Raw genomic sequence first — 26824 nt, 5'->3', positions numbered from 1 at the left:
TGATGCATGCAGCGGTGCAGGGAAGCGGCTACGACGTTGGCCGCATCCGCGCGGATTTCCCGATCCTCGGCATGCAGGTGCACGGCAAGCCGCTGGTTTATCTCGACAACGCCGCGTCAGCGCAGAAGCCGCAGGCGGTGCTCGACCGGATGAACCAGGTCTACACGTCCGAATACGCCAACGTGCATCGCGGCCTGCATTATCTCGCGAACGCCGCCACCGAGGCCTACGAGGGCGCCCGCGCCAAGGTCGCGACGTTCCTCAATGCCGAAAGTCCGGAGCAGATCATCTTCACGCGCGGCGCCACCGAGGCGGTCAATCTGGTGGCGCAGACCTTCGGGCGCGAGCGGATCGGGCCGGGCGACGAGATCGTGCTGTCGATCATGGAGCACCACGCCAACATCATCCCCTGGCATTTCCTCCGGGAGCGGCAGGGCGCCGTGATCAAATGGGCTCCCGTCGACGGCGACGGCAACTTCCTGCTCGACGAGTTCGAGAAGCTGCTGACGCCGCGCACCAGGATGGTGGCGATGACGCAGATGTCGAACGTGCTCGGCACGGTGGTCCCGGTCAAGGAGGTCATCCGCATCGCGCATGACCGCGGCATTCCGGTGCTGATCGACGGCTCCCAGGCCGCCGTGCACATGGAGGTCGACGTCAGGGATCTCGACGCGGACTTCTACTGCATCACCGGGCACAAGATCTATGGCCCGACCGGCATCGGCGCGCTCTACGGCAAGCGTGAGCTGCTGGCGGCGATGCCGCCGTTCAACGGCGGCGGCGAGATGATCCGCGAGGTGTCGCGGGACCGGGTCACCTACGGCGATCCGCCGCACCGCTTCGAGGCGGGCACGCCGCCGATCGTGGAGGCCGCCGGGCTGGGCGCCGCGATCGACTACGTTGCCTCGATCGGCAAGCAGCGCATCGCGGCGCATGAGCATGATCTCGTCACCTACGCCACCGAGCAGCTGCGCGAAATCAACTCGCTGCGCATCATCGGCAACGCCGCCGACAAGGGCGCGATCGTCTCGTTCGAGATGCAGGGCGCCCACGCCCACGACTTCGCCACCGTCATCGACCGCTCCGGCGTCGCGGTCCGCGCCGGCACCCATTGCGCCATGCCGCTGCTGGAGCGTTTTGGCGTCACCGCAACCTGCCGCGCGTCGTTCGCGATGTACAACACGCGCGAAGAGGTGGATGTGCTGGTCCGTGCGCTGAAGAAGGCACAGGAGTTTTTCTCTTAAGAGCACTCGCTCTGTCCTGGCAGAGTTCCTACTGACTCGCATCTGGCGAGTTGGAATCGAGCATTCGCCAAGCTGGCGGTGCGCTCCCTCGCCCCGCTTGCGGGGAGAGGGTTGGGGTGAGGGGGACTCTCCACACGCACCAGACTCGCGGAGAGTCCCCCTCACCCGGATTGCATCTTCGATGCAATCCGGCCTCTCCCCGCACGCGGGGAGAGGCGAAGACTGAATGTGCCGCGCTATAGCGGCTTCATCAAAGCAACAAATCAAAACCTACGCCGCCGCAGCCATCGCCGCCTGCGCATCGGCCTTGATGCGGCTGACCATCGAGCGGAAGCCGTTGGAGCGCTGGGGCGTGAGATGCTCGCGCAGGCCCAGCTTCTCGAACAGGGCGATCGGATCGGCGGCGAGAACGTCCGGCGCGGTGCGGCCGGAGACCATCGCCAGGAGGATCGCGACCAGGCCACGCACGATGTGCGCGTCGCTGTCGCCGACGAAATGCAGCACGGGCGCGGCGGCGTCGTGCCGCACGGCGGTGGCGAGCCAGACCTGGCTGGTGCAGCCCTGCACCTTGTTGCCATCATTGCGGTCGGCGTCAGGCAGCGGCGGCAGGCCGCGGCCGAGCTCGATCACGTAGCGGTAGCGGTCGTCCCAGTCGTCGAGCAGCGCGAAATTCTCGACGATGTCCTCGATGTCCGGTATCCCCGGCGTCGCAGTCTGGGTCATCCTCAACATCATCCTCTCCTCGTCATCGGCCGATCTCCGTAGATGCGGGGCCAGCTATGCCGTCATGTCAGGCTCGCTGCCGCGCCGCGCCAGCACGGAATCGACCGCGTGCGTGACCCCGTCGAAGGTGATTGGCTTGGCGATGATGGCTTCCGCGCCCTGCCGCAGGCCGGCCAGCGCGAGCGGCGACCGGGGCGATCCCGCGACCACGATGATGCCGGCCTGATGCATCTTCCGGGCGAGCATGCCGACCGTCTCGGCGCCGTCGTCCTCCAGGATGCTCATCCCGATGAGGACGGCGTCGGGCGAGGTCCGTGCCGCCTTGGTCAAAGCGTCGGCGGTCTCCGCGAAGGTGAAGGTCTCGTGACGCTCACTGAGAATGTAGCCGAGCGCCGAGCGGATCACCTGATCGGCTTCAATGACAAAGACGCGCGCCTTGCTCGCCATCAAAAGTACTCCTGCTGGCCCGTTCGAAAGCGGGTTTGATCTGCATCAAGCAAACTCCGTACCGCCGCTCCTGACCGGCCCCCCGCGAGCGCTCCGCGGTGTTCTCTACGGAAGCGCCGCTCGGAGCCGCGGCGGCATGTGTCGTTTCGGACAGCACGGCGCGGGAGCGTCGGGTGGAAACCCCCGATGTCGGATTTGCAACAAGTCCATCCTAGCGCCGAGCTTGGCCGCATCTCTTTCAAAACATGGCCTTTTTAACGATTCCAAAGCTCTGGCACAGCCGTTGCAAAACTGGGCTCAGGCAATGGTTGAGGGCTGAGTGCACGCCGACGCTTCGGACGAGCGATGCTCTCCTTCCCAATAACCCGTCTGCCGGTTCTGGAGAGAGGACGCGGTCTCGCGATGCAAGGCGCATGCGGGACATTGGCAATCGGTTGATGGAGAGCAGAATGTCATCACTTCGACAAATCGCATTCTACGGCAAGGGCGGCATCGGCAAATCGACGACGTCGCAGAACACGCTCGCGGCGCTCGCCGAGATGGGTCATCGGATCCTGATCGTCGGCTGCGACCCCAAGGCGGATTCGACCCGCCTGATCCTGCACGCCAAGGCGCAGGACACGATCCTGAGCCTGGCTGCTGCCGCCGGCAGCGTCGAGGACCTCGAGATCGAGGAAGTCATGAAGGTCGGCTATCGCGACATCCGCTGCGTCGAGTCCGGCGGTCCGGAGCCGGGCGTCGGCTGCGCCGGCCGCGGCGTCATCACCTCGATCAACTTCCTGGAAGAGAACGGCGCCTATGAGGACATCGACTACGTGTCCTACGACGTGCTCGGCGACGTCGTGTGCGGCGGCTTCGCGATGCCGATCCGCGAGAACAAGGCGCAGGAAATCTACATCGTGATGTCCGGCGAGATGATGGCGATGTATGCCGCCAACAACATCTCCAAGGGCATCCTGAAATATGCGAATTCCGGCGGCGTGCGCCTGGGCGGCCTGGTCTGCAACGAGCGTCAGACCGACAAGGAGCTGGAGCTGGCGGAGGCTCTCGCCAAGAAGCTCGGCACCCAGCTGATTTACTTCGTGCCGCGCGACAACATCGTGCAGCACGCCGAGCTGCGCCGCATGACCGTGCTGGAATATGCGCCGGATTCCGTCCAGGCCGGGCACTACCGCTCGCTGGCGCAGAAGATCCACAACAACGGCGGCAAGGGCATCATCCCGACCCCGATCACGATGGACGAGCTCGAGGACATGCTGATGGAGCACGGCATCATGAAGGCCGTCGACGAAACCCAGATCGGAAAGACTGCCGCCGAACTCGCCGCAACGGCTTAAGCAGTCTTGGTACCGGCCTTCCTCCCGTCGGAAGGCCGGTACCTCATCGCATGTCCCGTCGGCGCGCGGCAGGGGATCAAGCTATGACCATCGCAATCGTGGGCGTCTCGGAGTCCGTCGCTGCCGGCCTGCAACCGTCGCCGCGCAGCGGCTCCTGCGAAGAGAACGCGCGGCATCACGGCCGCCAGATTTACCGCCTGCTGACCGGCGTCGATCCCGACGAGGCGCTGATCGACAGTGACATCGGTTTCGATCGTCACGTCATCGCATCGGTTCTCGCCGTTTCAGCGATGGAGCATGGCGCGCTGGCGGAGCGCGCGGGGCTTTCGACCGTCGAACTGATCGCACTGCTGGCGCAGTTGTTTCCGGCAGCCTCGATCGACTCCTCATGGCTGCCGATCACCGGGGCCGCGGCCGCGCCGGACGAGGACGAAATCACGATGGTGCGCGATCTGCTCGCCGCGCAGCGCTCCACGGACGGCGAGGTCGGCCGCTGGCTCGCGGCCATGGTGGCGCGTCGCGCGATGGAGCCCAACCATCTCTGGGAAGACCTGGGCCTGCGCGAGCGCTCCGAATTGTCGCGCCTGCTGATGCGCCACTTCGCGCCGTTGGCGAGCCGCAACACCAGCAACATGCGCTGGAAGCGCTTCTTCTACCGCATGCTGTGCGAGGATGATGGCTTCGTGATGTGCACGACGCCGGTCTGTACCCAGTGCAACGACTTCCAGCTCTGCTTCGGCGAGGAGAGCGGCGAGAGCCGGATGGCCGAACGGCGGCGCGAGGTGGCGCTGCGGGAGGCGGCGGGCGCCGCGATGTGAGTTCGAGGACCGTGACGATGTTGATGGACAGCCAGCTTGGATCCCCGTGCAACTCCGACGGCGGACGTTGTCCTCAGGCGGAGACCTGCGAAGCTGGCGAGATCCTGATGCGTCGATGCGAGGACGCGCTGCGCCGGGCCGGGTTGCGCCCCACCCAGCAGCGTCAGCAACTGAGCCGGATTCTGTTCGGCGGCGGTGACCGCCACATCACCGCCGACGCGCTCTATGCCGCAGCCGTTGCTTCGGGCATGAAGATCTCGCAGGCCACCATCTACAACACGCTCAACCAGTTCGTGGAGCTGGGCCTGCTGCGCCAAATTGGCGTGGACGGCTCGAAATCGTTCTTCGACACCAATACGACCGTGCACCCGCACTTCTTCTACGAGGACGAAGGCGCGCTCGTCGATGTGCCCGGACAGGTCGCGTTCGAGCAGATGCCCGAGCCGCTGCCGGGTTATGGCATGGAGCGGATCGACATCGTCATTCATCTGCGCCGCAGGCGTCACGCCTGACGGCAGCGCAGGTCGCCGCGGCTTGGCGCTGCGCGGGCATGTCTCTCTGCGTCGACGTTCGATGTCCGACGCTGTTACGAATCCGACAATCCGGGGCAATGGAAAAACAATTGGATAATCAATTGATTGGCGTGGTGTCCGGCGGTGGCATGGCCGTTGCTGAGTGAATGGCAGGCCGCAATGGAGCGTCGTGCTTCTGGCGGCCGCACACAGGTTGCGACGGAGCGAGTGAATGCCAGACGTCTCCGGACAGCGCGGGTCTAGGAATGCCCGAGATGCCGGCTCTGCCCACGGGGGCACAGCCTCGGGGAGCCCGATGCCCCGGGTCATCCTCAACGATACCACGCTCCGCGACGGCGAACAGGCGCCGGGCGTCGCCTTCGCCCTCGGAGAGAAGGTCGCGATCGCTCGTGCGCTCGCCCGTGCCGGCGTTCCCGAGATCGAGGCCGGCACGCCGGCGATGGGGGCCGACGAGATCGCGGCGATCAGGGCGATCGTCGAGGCCGGTCTGCCCGCGACCATCATCGGCTGGTGCCGGATGCGCGAGGCGGATGTCGATGCGGCGATCGCGGCCGGCGTCTCGATGGTGAATGTCTCCATCCCGACATCCGACGTGCAGATCGCCGCCAAGCTCGGCGGCAGCCGCAGCGCCGCGCTGGAGCTGCTCAAGCGCGTGGTCGGCTATGCGCGAAGCCGCGGACTGGCCGTTGCCGTCGGCGGTGAGGATTCGTCGCGCGCCGATGTCGGCTTTCTCGCCGAGGTGATCGCGACCGCGAAGTCGCTCGGTGCCCGACGCTTCCGCGTCGCCGATACACTGAGCGTGCTCGATCCCGACGCGACGTCAGCCCTGGTCGGCGCCTTGCGTGCGACCACGGACCTGGAGATCGAGTTTCACGGCCATGACGATCTCGGTCTTGCCACCGCCAACACGCTGGCGGCGGTCAAGGCGGGCGCGACCCATGCGTCGGTCACCGTGATCGGCCTCGGCGAGCGTGCCGGCAATGCCCCGCTGGAAGAGGTCGCGGTCGCGCTGCGGCAGCTCTACCGGCGCGAGACCGGCATCGTGCTGGCCGAGCTCGATCACGTCGCCAATGTCGTGGCGGCCGCCGCGGCACGCGCCATTCCACTCAACAAGGCCATCGTCGGCGAGCACGTCTTCACCCATGAATCCGGCATTCACGTCGACGGCCTGCTGAAGGATCAGCACACCTACCAGGCGCTCGATCCGGTCCTGTTCGGCCGCTCCAATCGGATCGTGATCGGGAAGCATTCCGGGCTGTCGGCGATCACCTCGTTGCTGTCGGATTTGCGGCTGCCGGCGAGCGCCGACCAGGCCCAGCGCATCCTGGCGCGGGTGCGCAGGCATGCCGTCGCTCACAAGGGGCCGGTGCCGAAGGAGGCCGTTGCGGCCATCTGGCGCGAAGTCTGCGATCACCCGCTGGCGAGCTTTGCCTGATCATGAGCGACATCGTCGATACCCCCATTGCAGAGCCGATCGTCGTCGAGGCGAGCCGGCCTTCGCTGCTTCGCCTGATCCGCGAGGACATTGCGTGTGTCCGCTCGCGCGATCCGGCGGCGCGCAGCGAAATCGAGACACTGCTGACCTATCCCGGCATTCACGCGCTGATCTGGCACCGCCTGGCGCATCGGCTGTGGATCCGCGGCTGGCGTTTTCCGGCGCGCTTGTTGTCGTGGCTCGGACGTTTCCTGTCGAATGTCGACATTCATCCGGGCGCCGAAATCGGCCGCCGCTTCTTCATCGATCATGGCGCCTGCGTCGTGATCGGCGAGACCGCGGAGGTCGGCGACGATGTCACGTTGTATCACGGCGTCACCCTGGGAGGTACGTCGTGGTCGCCAGGCAAGCGGCATCCGACGCTGGACAGCGGTGTCGTCGTCGGCGCCGGCGCCAAGATTCTCGGACCGATCACCATCGGTCCGCGGACCCGCGTCGGTGCCAACTCCGTCGTCATCCAGAGCACGCCGCCCGACGTCACGGTGGTCGGGATCCCCGCCAAGGTGGTGCGGCCTGAGTTCACCCATCGGCGGACCGTCGGACGGATCGATCTGGACCATCATTTGATGCCTGATCCGGTCGGTGAAGCCCTTTCCGTGATGCTGGACCGGATCGAATTCCTCGAGGCGCAGCTCGCTCACACCAGGCAGAGGATGCGTCAGGGACCGCCGCCTCCGGCGCCGACCTCTCTCTGCGAGGTTGATCCGATTTCGAGTCAAGGAGCAAAGCAATGACTGCGGCAACGCCGAACGTTCTGGACGAACTGAAGAAGACCTCTGCGGCCGAGGAGTTCTTCAAGCTGCTCGGTGTCGACTACGATCCCAAGGTGCTCAACGTTTGCCGGCTGCATATCCTCCGCCGGATGGGGCAGTACCTCGTCAGCGAAGACTTCTCCGGCGTTTCCAGTGAGGACGTCGCAGCCCGCTGCAAATCGTTCCTGGAGCAGGCCTATCAGGACTTCCTCGTCTCGACGCCGCTCGATCAGCGGGTGTTCAAGGTGCTCAAGGAGGCGGTGGCGCCGCCGAAGCCGGCTCCAAAGCCGTTCGTGTCGCTGACGACGCTCAAGTAGCGCATGAACTGACGATCGCTCCCGCGCGCGCCGCCAGCACGACTGGCGGCGCTTCTGCTTTCAGGCGAGCCGTTTGCTTTCAAGTTCCTGTCGCATTCCCGACGCGTGTTGCTTGCGACGTGTCGGACCTCGTCGGCGAGTCCTCAGAAGCAGATCAGGTTCATGCGCCAAGATGTTGAATCCGTACCGATATTCATCGTGGCCGAAACTGGTACGACAATTGCTGTCCTGATCGCAGGACTACACACCCGGAGTGATCGCATGCATATCGTCGTCTGCATCAAGCAGGTTCCGGACTCCGCGCAGATCCGCGTTCATCCGGTGACCAACACCATCATGCGCCAGGGTGTGCCAACCATCATCAACCCCTACGACCTGTTCGCGCTCGAGGCGGCGCTGCAACTGCGCGACAAGTTCGGCGGCGAAGTGACGGTGCTGACCATGGGACCGCCGTCCGCCGAGGACTCGCTGCGCCGGGCGCTGACCTACGGCGCCGACCGCGCCGTGCTGCTGACCGATCGCTTCTTCGCCGGCGCCGATACGCTGGCGACCACCTATGCGCTGGCGACAGCCATTCGCAAGGTCAGCGAGACCTTTGGCGCGCCCGACATCGTGTTCACCGGCAAGCAGACGATCGACGGCGACACCGCGCAGGTCGGCCCGGGCATCGCCAAGCGGCTGGGCCTGCTGCAACTGACCTATGTGGCGAAGATCCGCGAGGTCGATCCTGTCGCGCGCACCATCGAAGCCGAGCGCCGCTCCGAGGGCGGTGTTCAGGTGCTGAAGACCAAGCTGCCGTGCCTGGTGACGATGCTCGAGGCGACCAACGAGATCCGCCGCGGCGCCATGGCCGATGCGCTCCGTGCGGCGCGCGCTCAGATCGTCACCTGGAGCGCCAAGGACGCCGGCGTCGAGGACATCTCGAAGTGCGGCTTGAAGGGCTCGCCGACCATCGTGAAGCGGGTCTTCGCGCCGTCCCCCCGGGCGGAGAAGGCAACCATGGTCGACTTCTCGAACCGCGCGCCGGCCGACGCGCTGATCGAGGAATTGTTCAAGCGGCAGCCGAAGCTCGAAGCCGAGCTGACGACGTCAGCGCACGGCTTCTGATCCAAACGGCTTTTGACGGACCAAGGGACGACGACCATGAGCGAACCCACCAAAGCACCGCCCGCCGCAGCCGGTCGCGCCGCGACCAAGAAGGAGCTGCCCGAGCATTTCAAGGCCTACAAGCACGTCTGGGTGTTCATCGAGCAGGAGCGCGGCCAGGTCCACCCGGTATCCTGGGAGCTGATGGGCGCCGGACGCAAGCTCGCCGACAAGCTGAAGGTCGATCTCGCGGCCGTCGTGATCGGTCCTCCCGGAGAAGCCGTGCAGCACGCTGCCGCGGAGTCGTTCTGCTATGGCGCCGATCTCGCCTACATCGTCGCGGACGGCGTTCTCACCGACTATCGCAACGAAGCCTACACCAAGGCGCTGACCGACGTCGTCAACACCTTCAAGCCGGAGATCCTGCTGCTCGGCGCCACCACGCTCGGCCGCGACCTCGCCGGCTCCGTCGCGACAACGCTGCTCACGGGTCTGACCGCCGACTGCACCGAGCTCGACGTCGATGCCGACGGCTCGCTGGCCGCGACGCGTCCGACCTTCGGCGGCTCGCTGCTCTGCACGATCTACACGCTGAACTATCGGCCGCAGATGGCCACCGTCCGCCCGCGCGTGATGCCGATGCCGGACCGCGTCGAGAAACCCGCCAGTCGCATCATCGAGCACAAGCTCGGTCTCGTCGAGGAGGACATCGTCACCAAGGTGCTGTCCTTCATTCCGGATCGCGATTCCGCCAAGTCCAATCTCGCCTATGCCGACATCGTCGTGGCGGGCGGGCTCGGGCTTGGCTCGCCGGAGAACTTCCAGCTCGTCAAGGGGCTCGCCGCGGTGCTCGGCGCCGACTTCGGCTGCTCGCGGCCGCTGGTGCAGAAGGGCTGGGTGACCTCGGATCGCCAGATCGGCCAGACCGGCAAGACCATTCGGCCCAAGCTCTACATCGCCGCGGGCATCTCCGGCGCGATCCAGCATCGGGTCGGTGTCGAGGGCGCCGACCTGATCGTTGCCATCAACACCGACAAGAACGCGCCGATCTTCGACTTCGCGCATGTCGGCATCGTCACCGATGCGATCCGGCTGCTGCCCGCGCTGACGGAGGCATTCCGCGCGCGTCTGTCGCCGCATTCGCGCGATCGCATCGCAAGCTAGGCACCAGAGAGGGAGCAGGGCAATGATCGAGGAACGTTTCGACGCGATCGTCGTGGGTGCCGGCATGGCCGGTAATGCGGCTGCGCTGACCATGGCCAAGCGCGGCATGAAGGTGCTGCAGCTCGAGCGCGGCGAGTATTCCGGCTCCAAGAACGTGCAGGGCGCGATCCTCTACGCCGACATGCTGGAGAAGCTGATTCCGGACTTCCGCGAGGAAGCGCCGCTGGAACGCCATCTGGTCGAGCAGCGCTTCTGGATGCTCGACGACAAGTCGCATGTCGGCCTGCACTACAAGTCGGACGACTTCAACGAGGAAAAGCCGAACCGTTACACGATCATCCGCGCCCAGTTCGACAAATGGTTCTCGTCCAAGGTCAAGGAGGCTGGCGCCACCGTGCTGTGCGAGACCACCGTGACCGAGCTCGCGCAGGATGCCTATGGCAAGGTGATCGGCGTCAGAACCGATCGGCGCGATGGTGAGATCCATGCCGACGTCGTCGTGCTGGCCGAGGGCGTCAACGGCCTGCTCGGAACCCGCGCCGGCCTGCGCGAGCGGCCGAAGCCGGAGAACGTCGCTCTCGCGGTCAAGGAGATGCACTTCCTGCCGCGCGAAACGATCGAGGCGCGCTTCAACCTGAAGGGCGACGAAGGGGCCGTCATCGAGGCCGTCGGCACGATTTCCCGCGGCATGACCGGCATGGGCTTCATCTATTCCAACAAGGAGTGCATTTCGCTCGGCATCGGCTGCCTCGTCTCCGACTTCCAGAAGACCGGCGAGACGCCCTACGGCCTGCTCGAGCGGTTCAAGCAGCATCCGTCGGTGGCGCCGCTGATCGAGGGGTCGGAAGTCAAGGAGTACTCGGCGCACCTGATTCCCGAGGGCGGCTACAACGCGATTCCCGAACTCTGCGGCGACGGCTGGGTGGTGGTCGGCGACGCCGCACAGCTCAACAATGCGATTCATCGCGAGGGCTCCAATCTCGCGATGACCTCCGGCCGCATCGCCGCCGAGGCGATCTTCCAGGTCAAGTCGCGCCGCGATCCGATGACGAAAGCGAACCTCGCGCTCTACAAGAAGATGCTGGAGGACTCCTTCGTCATCAAGGATCTGAAGAAATACAAGGACATGCCGGCGCTGCTGCACAACCAGTCGCAGAACTTCTTCCTGACCTATCCGCAGCTTGTCTCCAAGGCGATGCAGAACTTCGTGCGCGTCGACGGCACGCCGAAGAAGGAGAAGGAAAGCAGCACCGTGCGCTCCTTCGTGAATGCAAGGTCATGGACCGGCCTGTTCGGCGACGCCTTCAGGTTTGCTCGGGCGTGGCGATGATTGGTGAATGAACGAAACAGCTCAGGCGAGGGAGATCAGACATGAGCACGGACGTCGCAGTCAGGGTCGAAGACAAGCTGTTCTACAATCGCTATCAGGTCGATCCCGGCCGGGCCCATATCAAGGTCCGTCCGCATACCACGCCGACGCCGCAGTTGAAGGCGCTTCTCAAGGCCTGCCCGGCACGCTGCTACGAGCTCAACGACAAGGGCCAGGTCGAGATCACGGTGGACGGCTGCATCGAATGCGGCACCTGCCGGGTCATCGGCGAGGCCAGCGGCGACATCGAGTGGAGCTATCCGCGCGGCGGCTATGGCGTGCTGTTCAAGTTCGGCTGACGCCGTCAGATCACGCCGGTCGACGGGGTGCCGCAAACGCAGCGCCGGATCATCAATCCTGTATTGTGTTTGATATAGGTCATTGAGTTCTGGCACGCGTTCTGTTTACATTGAGCAGCAGCAACGAGGCTGCAACGGATGAGGAACAGCACGTGAAGCTGAGCGCACGAAATGTCTTACCGGGACGAATCATCTCGGTTGAAAAGGGAACGACCACCGCCCACGTCAAGGTGGAGCTCGCCCCGGGACTGACAGTCTTCTCGGCGATCACCAACGAGGCGGTGGACGAACTCGCACTTGCCGTCGGCGACAGCGTCTCCGCCGTCATCAAGTCGTCGGATGTGATGATCGGCAAATAGGAGCGTGGCGCCGAATTGCTGCGCCGATCAGCCGCGCGACGCCTGTCGCGCGCGCAGGTCGAGCCACCAGGTTTCCATCGCGGAAAGCGACGGCTGGAGCAGCGTGCCGAAATCGCCCGCAAAGGTCCGCCAGTCGTCGATGCATTTCTGCGGCACGGCCGTCAGCACCGGAATCCCCGACGTGATTGCGTCGGCCAGCTCGCCGCGCAACCCGCTTCCGGAAGCCTCCTGCTTGGAGAACTTGTTGATCACGATGAGGTCGGCATGGGCCGCGATGGCGCGGTGAACGGCCATGCCGGCTTCGGCAAGGCCCGCGGTGTCGAGCTTGCAGGCCGTCGATCCGGTGCCGAGGTCCTGACAGATCGAGATCGTGTCGCCATTGGCGAGATCGATCACGTCCATTCCGCTTTTCTTGCCGACTTCGTCTCTCGTATTGCGCTGAACGATGCCGCCGACGCGGACGCCCCGTTGCAGCAGCTCCTGGGCAAAGGCGTCCAGCAAGGCATCGGCGTCGTCGCCCGGTCCGTAGAGAATGGCGGCGAGACGGGGCTGATTGGGCTCAGCGGAAGCAGGAAGATCGTGCGGGATCATGCGGGGCCTGGCGATCGGGGGCGGGCGGCGACCAGGGTTTATATAGAGGATGCAGCCTGTGGAGAAAGAGCAGATGTCGCGCGCGCCGACCACCGCTACGCACCATGATCTGGAAGCGCTGCTCCGCGACGATGTCCCCTATGGCGACCTGACGACGGAGACGCTCGGGATCGGCGCCGAGCCGGGCCTGATGCACTTCGCTGCGCGCGGCCGCATGGTATTGGCCCTGGCCGAGGACGCGGCGGCCTTGATCGAGCTCACGGGCTGCCATGTCGAATTGTTCGCCGGCAGCGGAACGGTGCTGGAGGAGGGGGCTCCGATCCTCCGTGCAGAGGGCACGGCGGCCGGCCTGTTGCGGAGCTGGAAGGTGGCGCAGACGCTCATCGAGATCTGGTCAGGCGTCGCCACCGGGGCGGCTGCGATCGTCGGCGCGGCGCGCGCGATCAGGCCTGGCATTGTGGTCGCCTGCACGCGCAAGAACGTCCCCGGAACCAAGCCGTTCGCCGTTGCCGCGGTGAAGGCGGGTGGCGCGGTGATGCATCGGCTCGGCCTGTCGGAGTCGGTGCTGGTGTTTCCGGAACACCGGGCGTTTCTCGGCGATGCGCCGCTTGCCGATGTCGCCGAGCGGTTGCGGCGGAGCGCGCCGGAGAAGCGGCTCGTGATCGAGGTCACCACGGTCGAGCAGGCCGTCGCCGCCGCCGTGGCCGGCTTCGACGTCATCCAGGCCGAGAAATTTCCGCCTGCCGAGATCGCTGCGCTGACCGAGCGTATCGCCATCAGCGCGGCGCTGCCGCGGCGACCAATCATTGCGGCCGCGGGTGGCGTGAATGCGCAGAACGCCGCAGCCTATGCTGCGGCGGGGGCGGACGTGCTGGTCACCTCGGCGCCCTACCTCGCGCGTCCCTGCGACGTGCAGGTGCGGATCAGCCCTGCCTCGGCCGCGGCTTGACCGCACGACCCGGCTACTGTGGGTGCCGCGGAGCGGCGCGCTTCTGGCGGTTGGCTCGCCATTCCATGAATTCACGGAACAGCCGGGGATCGGCCGATACGCCGCTGGCCTGCAGATCGTTGGCCTGTGCGTTCGCTCCCAGCATCTGGGCGGGCGGTGTATTGCGATCGAGCCAGTCCTGCGCCGTCTTGAATCTTGTCCAGCCCGCGATCGGCGCCAGCGGCGCCACCTCCTGCCATTTCGGGTGGTATGGTGGCCGTTGCAGCGCCTGCATGTTGCTGAAGAAGGCCTCGACCAGCAGAGACAGCCGGCGGTGACGGTCGCTCCCGGCCGGCCAGTTGAACGACGCCAGCACGGCCTCGGCCGCGATCGTGTTCACCGGCGCCGAGGCGCCGACGAGGTTCGGATAGTCCTCGGCGGACAATTGCGCCGGCAGATAGTCGTCGTGCAGAGCCTTGTCGTAGTCGACGGGCACCAGATGCAGATTGGGATCGCTGACCTGGCTCAGCCATTGCACCGGCTTGCCCTCGACCGTGATGATGGCGTCGATGTCGCCCTTGCGCAGCATGTCCAGCGCCAGCCGCGGCTCGATATAGAGCAGATGCGGCCTGATCCCGAGGCGCTCGAACACGTTGATCGAGGTGACGAAGGTGCCGCCGTCGGGCAGGTCGACGGCGATGGTCTTGCCGTCGAGCTCGCTCAGGCTGGCGATCGATCTCGGCGCCAGCACGTGCATCTCCTCGTTGAACAGCTTGGTGACATAGACCAGTTGTTCGCGGATGTTGTTGGCGAAGTCCTTGCGCTCGAGAAAGGCCAGGGTGTCCTTCCGGATGATGCCGGCGTCGACGCCGCGCAGCAGCAGGATGTCGGCGACCGATTGCACCGAGCCGCGGCCGATCACGGGAAGGATGCGCAGCTCCGTCCCCTTGTCGAGCGCGGATGCGAGGTCCGCGCCCATATTGGCGTAGGTGCTGCCGAACGAGCCGGTCATCAGGGTGACGGTATTGGCATTCAGCTGGTTGGCCAGATCGCGCTTCGCCGTGCCGTAACGGAAGATGGTCTTGAAGGAATCGCTGACGCTGCCGGGATCGATACCGCTCCGGACCGGACCGAAGCGCTGCCACTTGCCGCCGGTGAACTGCATCATCTGCATCTGCTCCAGCGGCGCGTGATCATGGGGGCTGGTGTTGACGGTGATGCCGGGCGTCAGCATCGGCAATTTGAGGCTTTTCAGGGATGCCGCCTGCTTCATGATATTGTCGCGCGACAGGTCGTCGCCGCAACTCCGCAGCACTGCGACCATCGCGTTTGCCGCGAGGTAGCCGAAGGTCGCAAGACCATTGCTCCTCGGTACGTCCGGCAGATAGCGGTCCATGAAGGCGGACCATTCGCGGTAGGATGGATCGCCTGCAGCCGCGGCCTCCTCGCCCTCGTAGTAATAGCCCGCGGACAGGATGCCTTCGGCATTCTGCAGGCCGGCCGGCTGCATCACGGCGGACACCGATTCCGAGACCGTCGAGATGATGTGGTCCGGACGCCAGCCGAGCTCGGCCGCGCGGCGGATCGCCATCACGGCGAATTTGGGCGTGGTCACGTCGAAGAAGATGTCGGCGCCGGAGGCCTTCAGCGTGGCGATCTGCTGATTGACGTTGGCGTCGGTGACCTTGTAGCCGGCTTCCGCCACGATCGGGAGCTTGCCGCCCAGGCCGTCCTTCAATCCCTTGACGTAATCCCTTCCGAAATCGTCGTCCTGATAGAGAATTGCGATCTTGCCGCGGCTGTGGGTCTCCAGCAGGTACTGGGCATAGACGTGCGCCTCGGCCTGGTAGCTCGGCTGAAAGCCCATGGTCCACGGAAAGTCGTGCGGCTGGTCCCATTGCGAGGAGCCGGATGCCACGAACAATTGCGGGACTTTGTTGGCGTTGAGATAAGGGCGCACCGCCAGGTTGGGAGCCGTGCCCAGGCTCGCAAACATCAGCAGGACGTTGTCCTCCTCGACGAGCTTGCGCGTCATCTCCACCGTCCTCTGCGGCGCATAGCCGTCATCGTAGGAAATGAAGTTGACGCGCCGGCCGTTGATGCCGCCCTCGGCATTGATCTTGTTGAAGTAGGCCGCGATCGTCTTGCCGATGACGCCATAGGCGAGAGCCGGGCCGCTGTAGGGCATGGTGTTGCCGATGCGGATCTCGTTGTCCGCGGCGACCGCTTGATGTCCGGTCAGCGCCAGCGGAGCGGACAGAGCCAGGGCGAGGCATGCGGCTGCTCGAGGGGGGCTGATCTTTGCATCCCGTGGTCTGCGACGTCGGCTCCATCTGGCGGCCAAGCCGGCGCGAACTGCAGCATGGATGCCGTGCATCATCAGTCCTCCCATCGATATTTGGTTCTCGGGCGCAGCAGATCGCGGCCGCCCGTCTCGCAGGGAGCGGTCCGGGTCGCGTCTCGAGCGCTTCGAGATTTATGCGTTAGCGCGCAGCCGAGATGCGTCGGCTGGCTTCCGGCGATCCTTGCTCCGCAGCCCTGAGATACCAGGTACGCGCCTTGGCTGCGTCGGGAACAGCACCGAGCAACCGCGATTTCGTCAGTTCGGCCGGGTCATAGGTGCGCGCGAGCAGAAGGGAGGCGTCCGCAATTCCGGCGTCGGAAAGCCGCGTCAGGATCAGGCGCGCGCTGGCGACGTCGCCCGCGGCGAGCAGGTCGCGTCCGCGCTTCATCAGCGCATCGACCTCGTCTCGCGGCAGCGGAACGGTCGGGCGAGGCGAGGCCATCGGGAGCGCAGCGGAGGGGGGCGAGACCGCCGGTGCTGCCGCGGCTGGCGCTGGCGACGTCGGCGTCGAGGGCCATGGCCGCATCGCCAGTTCTGTACCGCTGGGAGCCGCGAGCGCGGCGACCGTCTGCGGCGGGTCGTCCTGGGCGACCTTGGCTTCCGCAGGATCGATCTGGGCCAGGCTTTCCAGCACGGCGGTCGGCATGATCGGGCTCTTGCCACCCGGTGTCGCTGCGCTGTTGTCGAAGGAGACCATGTTGACCACCATCATGGCGATGGAGGCCGCGATGCCGACGGCGGCACCGATCTTGATGATGCTACTCAGCCGCAACGATTTGTCCGGATCCTCCGGCGGCAGGGGCATCACCACGGGATCGAGCTTCGCGCTCCAGGCACGGTGGGCCTCCTCATCGTCGAGGTCAAGGGCCGCTGGCCGGGCCGGCAGGGAGCTTGGCCGGGACACCAGATGATGCGGCAGGGGGATGCCGTCGGCGGGCGGATCGAATGCCGTCGGGCCGGCCTCCGTCTGGCGGCGGCGCGGCGCATATCTGCGGAGCTCTTCGTTCGCCCAGGGCGGCGCTGGTTTCGCCGGATCGTTCTGATCTGGAGCACTCATCACTAGCCTCCTGTCTCCGACGAACGGGTCGTGGGAGATAGCTTCAGGACGTCGGGCGCGCGCGGTCCAACCGAAGCGCACATGATGCGACATCGGGGACATTGCATCAACGCTTCCGTCGAGACCGACAGGTCCGGTTTCCTTCCGACATGCACGCCATTGTTTTCGCGCGCCCTGGTCACAATCGATGTTGCTTGGTCCCTAAGCTGATCAATGTTCTTGTCGGGAAGGGTGAGTAGGTAAGGCTATTTGATGGAAATTTCCCGGCGCGCCGCATCGGTGACTACTCGCAATGCGCGAGACCGGGGGCGAGTTCTGCGCTTTGCGGAAAGATCGGTTGGAGTATCAGGATGCCGCAGCCATCTCGACTTTGCCGCGAGGTCAGGGGCTTAGCGGACCGAGGAGTTGCAGGCGCGCCGGGAAATTCTGCAACTCAGGCGAGAAATGGCGAAAGACAAATGCGGCCGGACAATGCCGGCCGCATTCACATATCCGATCGATTCTTATTCCGCCGCCAGCGCGACGGACACACCAGCGGCTTCGATCGCAACGGCAACCGACTGGATGATGGCGGCAAAGCGCACGGCGGTCTGGATCGTGGCCGCGGGCACGCCCGCATCCTGCAGGACCTTCTCGTGCGAATCGATGCACGTGCCGCAGCCGTTGATGGCGGACACCGCGAGCGACCACAGCTCGAAATCGGCCTTGGCGACGCCGGGGTTGGCGATGACGTTCATCCGCAGCCGGGCCGGCATCGTCGCGTACTCCTTGTTCGAGGCAAGGTGTACGAAGCGGTAGTAGACGTTGTTCATGGCCATGATCGCGGCGGCCGATTTCGCCGCCGCCAGAGCGGCGGGCGACAGCCGCGCGGCCGCAACCGATTCCAACGCCGCCACGACGCTCGGATTGCGAGTCGCAATCGCGCAGGCGACGAACAGGCCATATTTGGCCTGCGGCGACAGCGTCTCGTCGGAGGCCATGGACGACAGGTTGAGCCTGACGTCCTTGGCGAAGTCCGGGATCTGGTCCTTCAGCTGCTCGATCGACATGATCAGGCGACCTTCAGGGTCTCGCCGCCGACTTCGCGGTTGCACGGGCAGAGCTCGTCGGTCTGCAGCGCGTCGAGGACGCGCAGCGTATCCTTCGGAGCGCGGCCGACATTCAGGTTGGTCGCATAGACGTGCTGGATGGTGTTGTCGGGATCGACGATGAAGGTGTAGCGGTAGGCGACGCCGTCGGGCGAGCGGACGCCGAGGCCGTCGACCAATGCGCCCTTGGTGTCGGCGAATTGCCAGATCGGCAGCTTGTGCAGATCCTTGTGGTCGCGGCGCCAGGCGAGCTTGCAGAACTCGTTGTCGGTCGAGCCGCCGAGCACGACGGCATCGCGGTCCGCGAAATCCTTCGCCAGGCGCGCGAACTCGGCGATCTCGGTCGGGCAGACGAAGGTGAAATCCTTCGGATAGAAGAAGATGATCTTCCACTTTCCAGGGAAGCTGGTCTCGGTCAGGGTCTCGAAGGCGCTCTCGCCCTTCTCTTCCTGAAGATGAAAGCCGGGTTTCACGCCGACGATTTCAAACGATGGCAGCTTGCTTCCGATTCCGAGCATTGGGGCACTCCAAGAAAATTATTGCGCTGCAATAGCGAGGCGCATTGTGCATTGCAAGCGATATGCCATTCGTTTTTAGTATCAGTGGATTGTCGAAAACCCGACACGTGGCGGCAACATGCTGCGAGTGCGAGGCCGTGGCGATGGGGAGCTTTTGGATGGAGCTGGCTTGGAGCGTCGGCTTCGTGACATTGCGATCGGACATCGAGCGACGACAGCCGGAGCGCGCGCGTCGTCGCCACGGCAAAATGAGGTTGATATCCGCTTGGTCGAAGCGCCATGCGACGTCGTGTTGACGGTCTCGACGACGCCCGACGTGCAATTTCTTTGTGCGGCCGAAGTGGCAAAATTGACATTATCGCCTTCGTCGCGATGCACGTTTGACCACGGCGACTCGCTAAGCGGCATGAAGGCGACAAGCCGTCGGCAGATCACGGCGCGGCACGGTGCAAGGTGTCGCACGGCGCACAGTGTTGTCAGCTTTTCAGCAGATCGCGTCTGTTATTTCGCCTTGCTGCGCGATGACCTGACCATAGTCTCCTCGCAGATTTTCATCGGCCTGGGAGGAGTTCATCACCATGAGCGAAACTGTCTCGGCACCAAATGCAAGCGCGAGCCTGTCGATCGATCGACGATTTCTCGCGACCTCAGCCGCGCTCGCGGCAGGATGGGGAGCCCTGCCGCGGGAGCGCGCCGACATCTCGCCGCCACTCTCGGTCTTCGACCGCGAGGCGCCGCCGCACTATGCAGGCCATGCCGAACTGACGCCGCTATCCCCCCTGGACGACCGTGAGCGGCCAGTCTCCGATGATGCGGAAACGTTCGTGGGCATTGGCCTGGCGGAACAGCACAATCCTGTCGATCCGGAGCTTTGTCAGTGACAGTGCCGCGAATCTCTCCTGCAGCATCATCAGGATCGGCCGGCGCCGTTCGTCGGACAGCCGGCAGGTCAGCGTCATGTGGAAGCGGAAATCCTCCATGACATAGGGATAACCCCAACGATCGAGATGATCGCGCTGCCGTGGTGTCAGCAGATCCGGCTTGCGCCGAGCACGGTCGTCGGCCGTCATCGGAGCGCGAAATGGCTCAAAGGCCTGGACACAATCGGCCGCGAGCTGTTGCAGCGCCGGCGACGGCTCGCCGGGGATCATCGCGATGAAGCCGCTGATCGCGTCCACGATCGGACGGATGGCCGGGACGGCTCGCGGCGTGGCCGCGAACGCGGCACAGGCGCTGCGGAGCGCGGCTTCGTTCTCCGCATCGGACAGCTCGAACGGAGCCTTCAAGGTCGCGTGAAAGCCGTATTTGCGCGGGTCTGCGGTCAGCTCAGCCCAGTCTGGAACCGCGCGGACGATCTCGCTCGGAAAGCTGCGGTCATCGCCGCTCCACGCGTCGTATCCGAGCAGGCTCGCGCCGAATTCCGCCAGATCCGCCGTCGCTGGTGGAGCATAATAGATCGCATAGCGCAGAAGATTGGCCATGGTTCGCTACTCCGCCGCCATGGCACGCGCCGGCCGGGCGTTCAGCCGGTCGGTCTCGGTGAGATAGACCAGCCGGCCGGACGCGATCACGGCGACGACATGGGGGCGCAACGGCACGCGGTCGTCGACCAGAATGATATCGGCGCGGCGGCCCTCGGCGAGCGTGCCGCGGTCCGCCAGCCCGGCTGCGCGTGCAGGGCTGCCCGAGATCAGATCCCAGGCGCGCGCCAGCGGAAGAACGCCGTCGGCCGCAAGCCGGTACGCTGCCAGCAGCGGCGCTGGATAGTAGTAGTCGGAGGCCAGCACCGAGCAGAGGCCCTTGGCGATCATGTCGCTGGCCTTCGTCCACCCGGTATGGCTGCCGCCACGGACGACGTTGGGCGCGCCGAATACGATCGCGTCGTCCCCTTGAGCGGCCTCGCGCGCGGTCTCCTCATTGACCGGAAACTCTGCGATGGTCACTCCCTGGCTGCGAAACGCCTTGCGCATGGCCGGGCTGTTGTCGTCATGCGACAGCATGCGGACACCAGCCTTGCGTGCGATCTCGGCCAGCCGCGCGATCGAGGCCGGAACGGCGTCGGCGCGAGCGGCGATGCGCGCGACCAACCGGTCGAACTCCGCGCCGGGCAGGCCGGTGCGGTCGACCATGCGCTGGCGCTTGTGCGGCTTGTCCAGACTCGCCACCGTCGAATCCATGTGATCGTTGAAGGCGAACAGGTCAACGCGCCGGTCGGCGAGCCACCGGCCGATCTCCTCCTCATCGTCGAGATTGAAGGTCTCGTGACGCAGATGAAAGCGCGTGTCGGCTGCGAGCCGCGGGCGCAGCGCTTCGATCGATTCGAGCAGGCGCCGCGCATTGTCGGCGCTGCGCAGGCCCGGCTCCCATGACCAGGTCGTCGCGTGAAAGACCGTGGTGATGCCATTGCTGATGGCCTGGCGGTCGCTGTCGATCAGCGCAACGTCTGTCGGGAAATCGACCCCGGCGCGCGGCATCATCTGGCGCTCGAACGCATCGCCGTGGATGTCGACGATGCCGGGAAGCACAGTGAGCCCCTCCGCATCGAGTTCGAGACCCGACCGGCGTCCCGGTGTCCCGATGCCGGCGATCACGCCGCCGGATATGATCAAGGAAGTGTCTACGAGGTCGGTATCGACGAGGCAGCGGCCTCGCGAGATGCAGATATCGGTCATGGGGCGGCACTCTGCAGCACCGCGACGCGCGCGTCGAGGGCAGCCTCGTATTTGTCGAGAAACGCAGTGATCGCGAGCTTGCGAAAATCCGGCAGCGCCGCGCGCAGCGCCTCGTGATTCCAATCCCACCACGCCAGATCCAGCAGCCGCTGCTCGACCTCGTGCGGAAACCGGCGCTTGATCGGGCGCGCCGGATTGCCGGCGACGACGGTATAGGCCGGAACGTCCTTGGTGACGATGGCGCCAGCCGCCACGACCGCGCCGGTGCCGATGTTGCGGCCCGGCAGCACGATCGCGCCATGGCCGATCCAGACATCGTGTCCGATCTGGACATGATGCTCTCTCCGCCAGGCGAAGAACTCCGCATCGTCCGGCTCTCCTGGAAAATAGGCGCTGGCGCGATAGGTGAAATGGGCCTGCGTCGCCCGCTGCATCGGGTGGTTGCCCGGATTGATCCGGGTCATCGCCGCGATCGAGCAGAACTTCCCGATCCTCGTGTAGGTGATCTGGGAATCGTTGACCACATAGGAGTAGTCGCCCATCGTCACCTCCTGCAGGATGGTGCGGGCGCCTATCTCGCAATAGGCGCCGAGCGTCACGTCCTGGAGCTTGGCCGAGGGATCAACGGTAGGTTCAATCGAAAGCGACTTGCCGGCCATCTCGCGTCCTGTCTCTACGCCTGTGAGGGTGTTGGATCTCCCCTATGACAGAGGCGTGACATCTGCATGACTGTGACCGGCATGTGGACGGACGTGGCGCCGCAGTGTCCCTGTCACATAACTGTAGAATCCAGACGCTAGCGATAGGCCAAAGCGAGGCGTCTGGAGAATTCAATGCTGGTGGTGGATGGCCTGACGTGCCGTTTTGGCATGAAAGCCGCAGTCGACAATGCATCCTTCTCTGTTGCACCGGGCAGCTTCGTCGGCGTGATCGGGCGTTCCGGCGCCGGCAAGTCGACCCTGCTGCGGTCCATCAATCGTCTGAGCCCGGTGAGTGGCGGGCGCGTCCTCTTCAAGGATCTCGACGTGACGGCGCTGCGCGGCCGTGACCTGCGGCAGTGGCGCGCGCGCTCGGCGATGATCTTCCAGCAGTTCAATCTGGTCGGCCGATTGGACGTGCTGACGAACGTGCTGATGGGGCGACTGGCCGAAATCCCGTCGTGGCGCTCGCTGGCGCTGCTCTGGCCAGCGGAGGATGTCGCCATGGCGCTGTCCGCGCTCGAACAGTTCGACATGGCCTCCCTCGCCGCGCAGCGCGCCGATCAGCTCTCGGGCGGGCAGCAGCAGCGCGTCGCGATCGCGCGCGCGATGGTGCAGAACCCCGAGATCATTCTCGCAGACGAGCCGATCGCCTCGCTCGATCCCCGTAACACCAAGATCGTGATGGACGCGTTGCTGCGCATCAACAAGCATTTCGGCATCACCGTCGTCTGCAATCTGCATTCGCTCGATCTGGCGCGCAGCTATTGCGATCGCCTGATCGGCATGGCGACCGGACGGATCGTGTTCGACGACGTGCCGTCGGCGCTGACGGCGCAGATCGCACGTGAACTCTACGATCTCGAGGCGGACGAGGTGATGGGTTCGATCCATCCGGCACCGGCGGCAACGGTGCCGGTACTTGGCGAAGCGGCCGTGGCCTGAGACGCGGATTTCTGCAAGCTCGAGCTTCCGCATGGCGCGGGGGCGAGACCTGTTACTTACTGCAACAAGAGGGCATGTTATGATCAATCGTCGCATCGTTCTGGCGGGCGTCGCTGCGCTGGCTTTCACGGCCTCGGCGTCAGCCGAGGACTGGAAGGCGAAGTATCCTGAGCTGACCTTCGCCGTGGTCCCGGCAGAGAACGCCTCGGGTGTCACCGAGCGCTGGACGCCTTTCGTGAACTATCTCTCGAAAGAGCTGGGCGTGAAGGTGACGCTGCGTATCGCCAACGATTATGCGGCCGTGATCGAAGGCCAGCGCGCCGGCAACATCCACATCGCGAGCTATGGCTCGGCGTCGTTTGCCCGCGCCCGGCTCACCGGGGTCAAGACCGATGCCTTCGCCAACGACATCAACTCCGACGGCAGCACCGGCTACTATTCGGTGTTCTTCGTCAAGGCGAGCAGCCCGTACCGGAAGGTCGAAGACCTCAAGGGCAAGAATCTCGGCCTCGTCGATCCGAACTCAACGTCGGGCAACAACGTGCCCCGCTTCGAGCTCAACAAGATGGGCGTGACCGACGCCGAGACGTATTTTGGCAAGGTTGTCTTCACCGGCAGCCACGAGAACGCGGTGCTGGCCCTTTCGCAGGGGACTGTCGACATCGCGGCCAACCAATGGACGAGCGACAACGATTCGACGTTGGCCCAGATGCTGACCAAGGGCATGCTGAAGAACGCTGACGGTTCGCCGATGAAGAAGGACGACTTCCGCATCATTCACAAGTCGGCGCCGATCATCAACGGCCCCTACGCCTACAACACGGACCTGCCGGACGATCTGAAATCGGCGATCGCCAAGGCCTTCTTCGATGCGCCGATCAAGGACAAGGCCGCCTTCGACCGTCTCTCCGACGGCCAGAAGAAGGGCTTCCACCCTGCCACGACGAAGGACTGGGATGGCACGATCGACCTGATCAAATTCGTCGACAGCCTGCGCAAGAAGGCGTCCTGATCGACGATCCATCGATGGTGAGCCGGGTCTCGTGGGGCCCGGCTCGTCCGTTGAAGAATCCCTCGCACGTCCGAACCAAGAGCAGCACGAAGCCGATGGCTGTTGCCGTTTCGATCCTTCCGAGCCAGCAGCTTGCGGCTCTGAACGAGACCTATCGGCGGGCCGTTTCGCGCCGTCGATTGCGTCTTGCCCTGTCCGCCATGGTATTCCTGGCGGTGCTCTTCGCCGCGGCCATCGGTGCCGAGGTCAATCCGCGGACGTTCTATACCTACTTCGGCAACTTCATCAGCTACTTCGATCGCATCTTCACGCTCGACGACGGGCAGCGGGTCTGGACCAATCTGCCCGAATGGTTCTGGGGCTTCAAGAAGTGGATCAAGCTTCTGGCAGAGACGCTGCTGATCAGCTACGTCGGCACGATGGCCGGAATGCTCGTCGCATTCGGTCTCAACTTCTTCGCCGCCGAGAACACCTCGCCCGCGCCGTGGATCCGCTTCACGGTGCGCCGGCTCCTGGAATTCGCCCGCACCGTTCCGAGCGTCGTGTTCGCCCTGATCTTCGTCATTGCTTTCGGGCTTGGGCCGATCCCGGGCGTCCTCGCCATCGCCCTTCATTCGAGCGGTGCGCTCGGCAAGCTGTTCTCCGAGGTCGTCGAAAACGCCGACATGAAGCCGGTCGAGGGCGTGCGCGCCACCGGCGCGAGCTGGCTGTCCTGCATGCGCTTTGCCGTGCTGCCCCAGGTCATCGCCGGCTTCTCCAGCTACACGCTGCTGCGGTTCGAGATCAACGTGCGCGAGGCGTCCGTGATGGGCTTCGTCGGTGCCGGCGGCATCGGCCAGGAGCTCGTGGTCGCGATCCGCAAGTTCTACTATTCCGACGTCAGCGCCATTCTTGTCATGATCGTGGTCACCGTGTTCCTGATCGACATCGGTACCGGCTGGCTGCGCGGCCGCCTGTTCGGCTCGGAGGCCCGCACATGAGTATCTCCGGCTCACCCGACCCGAAGCAGCTCGCCGAGCGCTATCCGCAGATCTTCAATCGGCCGCTGTCCGCACGCCTTGCAACGCCGCTCGTGCTGGCGTTGGCCGTGGCGATCTTCGTCTTCGGTCTGGTCGATCTCGACTTCTCGCCGTCGCGGATGCTGTCCGGCCTCGGCCAGCTCGGCTGGATCGCGCGGATGATGCTGCCGCCGGATCCCGGCTCATCGCTTCCGATTTATCTCAAGGCGCTCGGCGAGACGCTCTCGATCGCGGTGCTCGGCACCACCTTGGCGGCCGTGTTCGCTCTTCCGGTCAGCCTGCTTGCAGCCAGGAATATCATCCCGTCGGCGATCTTCCGTTTTCCGGTGCGTCGCCTGTTCGACACCATTCGTGGCGTCGACACACTGATCTGGGCGCTGGTCTGGATCAATGTCGTCGGCCTCGGGCCGTTCGCCGGAGTGCTGGCGATTGCGGTCTCGGATTTCGGAGCGCTCGGCAAGCTGTTCTCGGAGGCGATGGAGAGCGCCGACCGGCGGCAGGTCGAGGGCGTTCGCGCTGCCGGCGGCAGCCCGCTGCATGAGATCCGCTTCGGCCTTCTGCCGCAGGTTCTTCCCGTGATTGCCGGCCAGGTGCTCTACTTCATCGAATCCAACACGCGCTCGGCGACGATCATCGGCATCGTCGGCGCGGGAGGCATCGGGCTGCAGCTGGCGGAGCAGATCCGCGTGCTGGAATGGCAGAAGGTGTCGTTCCTGATCCTGATGATCCTCGTTGCGGTGGCTGTGATCGACTGGATCTCAGGCAAGCTGCGCTTTGCGATCATCGGCCGCCGCGCCATTGCTTGAACAGCGCGGCATCCGAAGGTTGCGATCGTTCGCCTACGAACGATCAGGATGCAGTGCCGGCTGTGTGTGCTGCACCGACTGTCGCAAATCCTTCACGTGCCGCCTTTAGGGGAAGCTCCGGAACTGGCTGCCATGCCAGGACATACGGAGTCCGTCTTCATGAAGCTCACTCGCCTCGTTCTCGCGCTGCTCGCGCTATGTGTTGCCGCATCATGGCAGCCGGCCAAAGCCGCGGACGTCATCTGCTACAACTGCCCGCCGGAATGGGCCGACTGGGCCTCGATGCTCAAGGCGATCAAGACCGATCTCGGCTACGACATTCCACACGACAACAAGAACTCCGGCCAGGCGCTGGCGCAGATCCTCGCCGAGAAGAGCAATCCGGTCGGCGACATCGGCTATTTCGGCGTCACCTTCGGCATGAAGGCGAAGACGCAGGACGCGCTGGAGGCCTACAAGCCCGCAAACTGGGATCAGGTCCCCGCCGGCCTGAAGGATGCGGACGGCTACTGGACCACGATCCACTCCGGCACGCTCGGTCTGTTCGTGAACAAGGACGCGCTCGGCGGCAAGCCCGTTCCGGCCTGCTGGAAGGACCTGCTCAAACCCGACTACAAGGGCATGGTGGGCTACCTCGATCCGAGCTCTGCGGCCGTCGGCTATGTCGGCGCCGTTGCCGTCAACCTCGCGCTCGGCGGTTCGCAGGCCAATTTCGAGCCAGCCCTTACGTTCTTCAAGGATCTGCGCAAGAACGATCCGATCGTGCCGAAGCAGACGTCCTATGCGCGTGTCGTCTCGGGCGAGATCCCGATCCTGTTCGACTACGACTTCAACGCCTACCGCGCGAAATATACCGAGAAGGGCAATTTCGAGTTCGTGATTCCCTGCGAAGGCTCGGTGGTCTTTCCCTATGTCGTCGGCCTTGTGAAGAACGCGCCCGACAAGGACAAGGCGAAGAAGGTGATCGACTATCTGCTGTCCGACAAGGGCCAGGCGATCTGGACCAATGCCTATCTGCGTCCGGCGCGCCCGATCGAGCTGCCGGACTCGGTGAAGAACAAGTTCCTGCCGGACAGCGACTACGCCCGCGCCAAGAGCGTGAACTGGGGCGATATGGAAGCTGCGCAAAAGGGCTTCGTCGATCGCTATCTGTCCGAAGTCCGCTGAAGGAGCACCGCGCCTCCGCCGGAGACGATCCGGCGG

28 protein-coding genes are annotated in these 26824 nt (G+C 64.8%); 18 read left to right on the top strand and 10 right to left on the bottom strand.

The genetic code is table 11. The annotated features are described in order from the left end of the window. Positions 1-2: 2 nt before the first annotated feature. On the top strand, positions 3-1244 hold the full coding sequence (locus tag ACQR13_RS23430; RefSeq protein ID WP_315752832.1) for a cysteine desulfurase: 1242 nt from the start codon (positions 3-5) through the stop codon (positions 1242-1244). A gap of 270 nt (positions 1245-1514) precedes the next feature. Here ACQR13_RS23430 and ACQR13_RS23425 read toward each other — a convergent pair whose 3' ends face one another. Further along, positions 1515-1976, bottom strand: coding sequence for a SufE family protein (locus ACQR13_RS23425; RefSeq protein WP_315752833.1), 462 nt, complete (start codon positions 1974-1976; stop codon positions 1515-1517). Between the two features lie 45 nt (positions 1977-2021). Then, positions 2022-2414, bottom strand: a complete 393-nt coding sequence (locus ACQR13_RS23420; protein WP_315752834.1) for a response regulator — start codon at positions 2412-2414, stop codon at positions 2022-2024. A gap of 449 nt (positions 2415-2863) precedes the next feature. On the opposite strand from ACQR13_RS23420, the gene nifH reads away from it, so the two are divergent. The 11 genes from nifH (at position 2864) to ACQR13_RS23365 (ending at position 11943) form a co-directional block, all read left to right on the top strand. Beyond that, positions 2864-3751, top strand: a complete 888-nt coding sequence (gene nifH / locus ACQR13_RS23415) for a nitrogenase iron protein (protein WP_315713086.1) — start codon at positions 2864-2866, stop codon at positions 3749-3751. Positions 3752-3834: 83 nt separating this feature from the next. Then, complete coding sequence (locus tag ACQR13_RS23410; protein WP_315752864.1) at positions 3835-4569, top strand: nitrogen fixation protein NifQ; 735 nt, start codon at positions 3835-3837, stop codon at positions 4567-4569. Positions 4570-4586: 17 nt separating this feature from the next. Next, the gene (gene irrA, locus ACQR13_RS23405) at positions 4587-5081 is read left to right on the top strand and encodes an iron response transcriptional regulator IrrA (protein WP_315713082.1); all 495 of its coding nucleotides are present in this window, start codon (positions 4587-4589) and stop codon (positions 5079-5081) included. Between the two features lie 316 nt (positions 5082-5397). Further along, a complete protein-coding gene (gene nifV / locus ACQR13_RS23400) occupies positions 5398-6537 on the top strand; it encodes a homocitrate synthase (RefSeq protein WP_315752865.1) in 1140 nt (379 codons plus the stop codon). A 2-nt stretch (positions 6538-6539) separates the two neighbouring features. Then, on the top strand, positions 6540-7331 hold the full coding sequence (cysE, locus tag ACQR13_RS23395; RefSeq protein WP_315825159.1) for a serine O-acetyltransferase: 792 nt from the start codon (positions 6540-6542) through the stop codon (positions 7329-7331). Further along, on the top strand, positions 7328-7666 hold the full coding sequence (gene nifW / locus ACQR13_RS23390; protein ID WP_315713078.1) for a nitrogenase stabilizing/protective protein NifW: 339 nt from the start codon (positions 7328-7330) through the stop codon (positions 7664-7666). Before cysE ends, nifW begins: the two co-directional genes overlap by 4 nt. A gap of 261 nt (positions 7667-7927) precedes the next feature. Next, complete coding sequence (locus ACQR13_RS23385; RefSeq protein ID WP_316174146.1) at positions 7928-8773, top strand: electron transfer flavoprotein subunit beta/FixA family protein; 846 nt, start codon at positions 7928-7930, stop codon at positions 8771-8773. Between the two features lie 36 nt (positions 8774-8809). Next, the gene (locus ACQR13_RS23380; RefSeq protein ID WP_315713073.1) at positions 8810-9916 is read left to right on the top strand and encodes an electron transfer flavoprotein subunit alpha/FixB family protein; all 1107 of its coding nucleotides are present in this window, start codon (positions 8810-8812) and stop codon (positions 9914-9916) included. Positions 9917-9938: 22 nt separating this feature from the next. After that, the gene (locus ACQR13_RS23375) at positions 9939-11246 is read left to right on the top strand and encodes an FAD-dependent monooxygenase (RefSeq protein WP_316192884.1); all 1308 of its coding nucleotides are present in this window, start codon (positions 9939-9941) and stop codon (positions 11244-11246) included. Between the two features lie 41 nt (positions 11247-11287). Then, positions 11288-11584 carry a ferredoxin family protein gene (locus ACQR13_RS23370; RefSeq protein WP_172112536.1) on the top strand — a complete coding sequence of 99 codons (297 nt, stop codon included), beginning with the start codon at positions 11288-11290 and terminating at the stop codon, positions 11582-11584. Between the two features lie 152 nt (positions 11585-11736). Beyond that, on the top strand, positions 11737-11943 hold the full coding sequence (locus ACQR13_RS23365; RefSeq protein WP_315713067.1) for a TOBE domain-containing protein: 207 nt from the start codon (positions 11737-11739) through the stop codon (positions 11941-11943). 27 nt (positions 11944-11970) lie between these two features. Here the strand turns inward: ACQR13_RS23365 and ACQR13_RS23360 are convergent, their stop codons facing one another. Next, positions 11971-12534, bottom strand: a complete 564-nt coding sequence (locus tag ACQR13_RS23360; protein WP_315768941.1) for a DUF2478 domain-containing protein — start codon at positions 12532-12534, stop codon at positions 11971-11973. A 73-nt stretch (positions 12535-12607) separates the two neighbouring features. Here ACQR13_RS23360 and modD point away from each other — a divergent pair, with 73 nt between their 5' ends. Further along, the gene (modD, locus tag ACQR13_RS23355) at positions 12608-13483 is read left to right on the top strand and encodes a ModD protein (RefSeq protein WP_316192885.1); all 876 of its coding nucleotides are present in this window, start codon (positions 12608-12610) and stop codon (positions 13481-13483) included. 13 nt (positions 13484-13496) lie between these two features. Here the strand turns inward: modD and ACQR13_RS23350 are convergent, their stop codons facing one another. From ACQR13_RS23350 to ACQR13_RS23320, 7 genes are all read right to left on the bottom strand, one after another. After that, complete coding sequence (locus ACQR13_RS23350) at positions 13497-15842, bottom strand: ABC transporter substrate-binding protein (protein ID WP_316192886.1); 2346 nt, start codon at positions 15840-15842, stop codon at positions 13497-13499. 103 nt (positions 15843-15945) lie between these two features. Beyond that, a complete protein-coding gene (locus ACQR13_RS23345) occupies positions 15946-16863 on the bottom strand; it encodes a sel1 repeat family protein (protein ID WP_315752869.1) in 918 nt (305 codons plus the stop codon). A gap of 503 nt (positions 16864-17366) precedes the next feature. Continuing rightward, positions 17367-17912, bottom strand: coding sequence for a carboxymuconolactone decarboxylase family protein (locus tag ACQR13_RS23340; RefSeq protein ID WP_315752870.1), 546 nt, complete (start codon positions 17910-17912; stop codon positions 17367-17369). 2 nt (positions 17913-17914) lie between these two features. Then, positions 17915-18469, bottom strand: coding sequence for a peroxiredoxin (locus ACQR13_RS23335; RefSeq protein WP_315713058.1), 555 nt, complete (start codon positions 18467-18469; stop codon positions 17915-17917). 770 nt (positions 18470-19239) lie between these two features. Next, positions 19240-19950 (bottom strand): DUF1045 domain-containing protein, encoded by a 711-nt coding sequence (locus ACQR13_RS23330; protein WP_315752871.1) that lies wholly within the window; start codon positions 19948-19950, stop codon positions 19240-19242. 6 nt (positions 19951-19956) lie between these two features. Next, complete coding sequence (locus ACQR13_RS23325; RefSeq protein WP_315752872.1) at positions 19957-21141, bottom strand: alpha-D-ribose 1-methylphosphonate 5-triphosphate diphosphatase; 1185 nt, start codon at positions 21139-21141, stop codon at positions 19957-19959. Beyond that, the gene (locus ACQR13_RS23320; RefSeq protein WP_315752873.1) at positions 21138-21800 is read right to left on the bottom strand and encodes a DapH/DapD/GlmU-related protein; all 663 of its coding nucleotides are present in this window, start codon (positions 21798-21800) and stop codon (positions 21138-21140) included. Before ACQR13_RS23320 ends, ACQR13_RS23325 begins: the two co-directional genes overlap by 4 nt. A 174-nt stretch (positions 21801-21974) precedes the next feature. Between ACQR13_RS23320 and phnC the strand changes: the two genes are divergently transcribed. The 5 genes from phnC to ACQR13_RS23295 all read left to right on the top strand — a co-directional run bounded on the left by phnC (position 21975) and on the right by ACQR13_RS23295 (position 26788). Continuing rightward, positions 21975-22784: a phosphonate ABC transporter ATP-binding protein gene (gene phnC / locus ACQR13_RS23315; protein WP_315752874.1), complete on the top strand. Its 810-nt coding sequence runs from the start codon at positions 21975-21977 to the stop codon at positions 22782-22784. A 79-nt stretch (positions 22785-22863) separates the two neighbouring features. Beyond that, positions 22864-23796 carry a phosphonate ABC transporter substrate-binding protein gene (gene phnD / locus ACQR13_RS23310; RefSeq protein WP_315741002.1) on the top strand — a complete coding sequence of 311 codons (933 nt, stop codon included), beginning with the start codon at positions 22864-22866 and terminating at the stop codon, positions 23794-23796. Positions 23797-23891: 95 nt separating this feature from the next. Further along, positions 23892-24776: a phosphonate ABC transporter, permease protein PhnE gene (phnE, locus tag ACQR13_RS23305; RefSeq protein ID WP_315713044.1), complete on the top strand. Its 885-nt coding sequence runs from the start codon at positions 23892-23894 to the stop codon at positions 24774-24776. Beyond that, positions 24773-25621, top strand: a complete 849-nt coding sequence (gene phnE / locus ACQR13_RS23300; RefSeq protein WP_315713042.1) for a phosphonate ABC transporter, permease protein PhnE — start codon at positions 24773-24775, stop codon at positions 25619-25621. The genes phnE (ACQR13_RS23305) and phnE (ACQR13_RS23300) overlap by 4 nt, the downstream gene beginning before the upstream one ends. A gap of 159 nt (positions 25622-25780) precedes the next feature. Continuing rightward, entirely contained in the window at positions 25781-26788 is a 1008-nt protein-coding gene (locus ACQR13_RS23295) for an ABC transporter substrate-binding protein (RefSeq protein ID WP_315752875.1), read from the top strand. Positions 26789-26824: the final 36 nt, after the last annotated feature.

The organism is Bradyrhizobium sp. HKCCYLRH3059, assembly GCF_051168035.1.
GTDB lineage: Bacteria > Pseudomonadota > Alphaproteobacteria > Rhizobiales > Xanthobacteraceae > Bradyrhizobium.
This window is presented reverse-complemented; position numbering and strand designations above follow the sequence as displayed.